The sequence below is a fragment of the Streptomyces sp. NPDC056948 genome (genome assembly GCF_042674225.1).
GTDB lineage: Bacteria > Actinomycetota > Actinomycetes > Streptomycetales > Streptomycetaceae > Streptomyces > Streptomyces purpurascens.
In genome coordinates this window covers 1-2,427 of sequence record NZ_JBHUQX010000722.1, presented here as the reverse complement: position 1 = coordinate 2,427, position 2,427 = coordinate 1, and the positions used below count along the sequence as shown (strand labels likewise).

Genomic DNA, 2,427 nt, shown 5'->3' with positions numbered 1-2,427 from the left:
GCCGGGACGTCCGGGCTCAGCCGTCCAGCCCCTCGTGCCCCACATGGGAAACACCCCGCACATTGAGCTGGTCCTGCACATCGTCGAGCAGTTCGCGCAGCAACTCGGAGAGCGCCTCGCGCCGCTCCGGGCCCAGGCGTTCCAGGAGCTGTGCCTCGCGGACGAGCACCCGGTCCACGGTGCGCTCCACCAACTCGTGTCCGGCCGGGGTCAGTTCGACCAGCACGGCGCGGCTGCGGCCGGGGGCGGGGCGGCGGGTGACCAGGTCGTCGCGCTCGGCGCGCGCGACCCGCTGCGAGATGGCGCCCGCGGTGACCAGGGAGTGCCCGGCGAGGTCCCGGGTGCTCAGGGTGTAGGGCGGCCCGCTGCGGCGCAGCACGCTGAGCAGGTCCAGGGTGGCCGGGTCGACCCCCGCCTCGGCGAGCACCCGCCGGCGGTCGTCCCCGAAGTGCTTGGCGAGCTGCCAGATCCTCGTGACCACGCCGATGGAGCCCACCGGAGTCTGGGGCCGCTCACGGCTCCAGGCAGCCGCGATGGCGTCCGCCGGGTCGTCTCCCGCCGGCCTGCGATCGCTTTCCTCTGATGCCCTCATGAGCTCACCCTCCAACACTGACCTGCTACATTTAGATCTGAATTTAGCACTAAACATGCGCGCTTCGGCGCACCGTCGAAACCGAGTGGTGATATGCGCACAGAGACACGGAAAGCGAGTCCGAAGGCCGGGGCGGAGGCCGGGGCCGCCACCGCGACCGGCCCTCCCCGAGCCACCGGGCGGGACTGGGCGGGACTCACCGTGGTCCTGCTCGCGATGTTCATGAGCCAGATCGACATGTTCATCGTGAACGTCGCGGCTCCGGGGATCCAGGCGGACCTGAACGCCGGGTTCGGCCAACTCCAGTTCGTCATCGACGGTTACGTGATCGCCTACGCAGCGGGCATGGTAACCGGCGGCCGGCTCGGCGACCGGATCGGCCGCAAGCGCACCTTCCAGTACGGGGTGGCCACCTTCACCCTGACCTCCCTGCTGTGCGCGCTGGCGCCCAGCCCGGCCACGCTGATCGCGGCCCGGGTCCTCCAGGGCCTGTCGGCCGCCGTGATGACACCGCAGGTGCTCTCCCTCATCCGGGCCGTCTTCGTGCACGAGCGCGACCGGGCCCGAGCGGTCGGAGCCTACGGTGCCTCCATCGGAGCGGGCGTCATCGCCGGCCTCGTCGGCGGCGGCCTGCTGCTCGACCTCGACGTGGCCGGTCTGGGCTGGCGCATGATCTTCCTGATCAATGTGCCGATCGGCGCGGCGATCCTGTGCGCGGCCGTGCCCGCCGTCACCGAGAGCCGCAGCGCCGATCTGCCGCGGCTCGACATCATCGGCGCCGTCTTCACCGCCGTGTTGCTGCCGCTCGTGCTCATCCCGCTGATCCTCGGCGGTGAGCACGGCTGGCCCTGGTGGACGTACGGCTGCTTCGCCCTCAGTGCGGCCGGCGCCATGGTCTTCCTGCGCTGGGAGCGCCGGACGGAGGACCGGGGCAACGACCCGCTGCTGCCGAGCCGACTGCTGCGGGCCAAGGGCTTCCCGCTGAGCATGGGCACCGTGCTGCTGTTCTTCTCCGGCAACGCCGGGCTGTTCCTGGTCCTCACCTACCACCTCCAGTCGGGCCTCCGGCTGACGCCGCTGGCCGCGAGCATGGTCTTCGTGCCGCTCGGCCTCGGCTTCATCGTCGCCTCGGCGGCCTGCCGCAGGCTCGCCGCCCGGTTCGGCATCGGGGTGTCGGTGGCGGGCGGCCTCGTCATGGCGGTCTCGCTCGCGGCCGTGCCCGCCGTCACCGGCCTGGACGGCACCGGCCAGGCGATCGGGCTGGCAGCGGTGATGGGGGTCTCCGGATTCGGGCAGGGCCTGGTCGTCGCGCCCCTGGTGGACACCGTCCTCTCCCGGGTCCACCCGGACGACGCCGGCGCCGGATCGGGTGTGCTGAACACCGTCACCCAGGCGGGCATGGCCTTCGGTGTAGCGGTCATCGGGGCCCTGTACCGCGGCTTCCTGGGTACCAATCCACAAGCGCCGGGTCCGGACACCGGCTTGGCCGACTTCGCGGAGGCCTTCGACCTCACCGCGTACGTCCTCGCGGCACTGGCCGTCGGCACCGCGCTGCTCGCCGTACGGCTGGGCCGCGTCCCCGCCGGCGCGCAAGGCCCGGCAGGTGCGGATGCCGAGGGTGTCCAGGTCCCGGACGACCGCCGCGCCGTACACCCGGACGAGCTCGCGGGCGCCGACGCGCGCGGCGGCGACAGCGACGCCGGCCGCGTCCGCCGCACGGACCGGTAGCCTCCGCCCGCGGCAGGCGGCCCGGCGTTCACCGATCCGTCCCTTCGCCGGTCCGGCCGAGGCGACGCAACGCGTCCCCGTGCGCGACGGCCCCGACGGTGCTCCGC

The 2,427-nt window shown here is 72.8% G+C and carries 2 protein-coding genes; one reads left to right on the top strand and one right to left on the bottom strand.

Translation table 11 applies throughout. From position 1 onward, the window contains the following. Positions 1 to 16: 16 nt before the first annotated feature. On the bottom strand, positions 17 to 592 hold the full coding sequence (locus tag ACFTZL_RS43985; protein ID WP_382595992.1) for a MarR family winged helix-turn-helix transcriptional regulator: 576 nt from the start codon (positions 590 to 592) through the stop codon (positions 17 to 19). A gap of 93 nt (positions 593 to 685) precedes the next feature. Between ACFTZL_RS43985 and ACFTZL_RS43980 the strand changes: the two genes are divergently transcribed. Continuing rightward, a complete protein-coding gene (locus ACFTZL_RS43980) occupies positions 686 to 2,320 on the top strand; it encodes an MFS transporter (protein ID WP_382595989.1) in 1,635 nt (544 codons plus the stop codon). Positions 2,321 to 2,427 lie beyond the last annotated feature (107 nt).